The sequence below is a fragment of the Paraburkholderia sp. RL18-101-BIB-B genome (genome assembly GCF_046026985.1).
GTDB lineage: Bacteria > Pseudomonadota > Gammaproteobacteria > Burkholderiales > Burkholderiaceae > Paraburkholderia.
The window spans coordinates 1-956 of sequence record NZ_JARESV010000166.1 but is presented as its reverse complement, the minus strand read 5'-3'; the positions used below and the strand labels follow the sequence as shown (position 1 = coordinate 956).

The following is a 956-nucleotide window of genomic DNA, read 5'->3' as shown; positions in this document are numbered from 1 at the left end:
CTTATTTCTGTCGATTCTCGTCGTGGAACTCTACGTCCTCGATCACGTCGCCGATATCCATGCGCTGGCCCGCGCGCTCGCGCACCTGCTGCTCGTGCGTCTGCTGTGCGCGTATTGCCTGCTCACGAATCTGTTTGCGCAGATCGCGCGTCTTCCACCAGACAAAACCGCCGATCACAATTCCTGCTCCAAGAACCACTGCCAACATTACAAGCGAAACGGCGAACCCCACGACGAGCAGGGCAGCGCCTATCACCACGGCCAGTACCTTTGCCAGCAAGCTTGGCGGGCCAGGACGCATAGTTACGCCACTTTGCCTGAGCCTCTTTTGTTGCTTGTCCAATTGCATCGCATCTCCAATCGCGGTTTTTCCGGGGCCGTATCAGCGTGAAGCGCAACAGCGAAATCAATATTTAGAGGTTCGAGGTTGATTCGCTGATACGACGGTCGCCCTTAGGAACAAAGTCGATTTGTTGTCGCTCAGTATGCGCCGAAGATCCGGTCGAGCGCCGCGAGGATGGCCTCGCGTCGATCTGAAAGGGAACCAATGCACTTGCCGAGAGCCTTCAAGGGGACCGCGCTCATGGCAGGCGTATCAAGGAAACATTCTTCGCCGTGGAGTTCGAAAACGGGAAGAAGGTCGGATGGTTTGCCGGAGAAGGCGAGTTGCCGAGCAGGTCGCAGCGGAATTACGATGCGCGTCGGCAAAATGCCGACATAGGCGCTTTGCACGTCGAGCAGGTAAGGTGCAAGCTTGCGCGTCTCAATGTCAGGGTTCGCGTAGAGATCAAACCGGGCCATCAAAACGTCCTGTATTTCGCGAGCGGAAGCCCGTCGCGATCGACCATCGCCGTGTAGGCGGCGACCAGCTCGGCGTTATCATCGGCCCACCGCCGCGCCTCGGCCTCCTGGATTTCTTCGCGTACACCGCGCTCGCTCGCGCGCGAAAGATTAAT

3 protein-coding genes are annotated in these 956 nt (G+C 58.1%); 1 reads left to right on the top strand and 2 read right to left on the bottom strand.

Annotated elements, in window-relative coordinates:
• Nucleotides 1–391: hypothetical protein (locus tag P0D73_RS46515; protein WP_408436474.1), on the top strand; the 391-nt coding region annotated here is incomplete at its 5' end.
• Nucleotides 392–480: 89 nt separating this feature from the next.
• On the opposite strand, the gene P0D73_RS46510 is transcribed toward P0D73_RS46515, so the two are convergent.
• Together P0D73_RS46510 and P0D73_RS46505 are read right to left on the bottom strand one after the other, a co-directional pair.
• Nucleotides 481–801 (bottom strand): CcdB family protein, encoded by a 321-nt coding sequence (locus P0D73_RS46510; RefSeq protein WP_408292730.1) that lies wholly within the window; start codon nucleotides 799–801, stop codon nucleotides 481–483.
• On the bottom strand, nucleotides 801–956 hold the full coding sequence (locus tag P0D73_RS46505) for a type II toxin-antitoxin system CcdA family antitoxin (protein ID WP_408321534.1): 156 nt from the start codon (nucleotides 954–956) through the stop codon (nucleotides 801–803). The genes P0D73_RS46510 and P0D73_RS46505 overlap by 1 nt, the downstream gene beginning before the upstream one ends.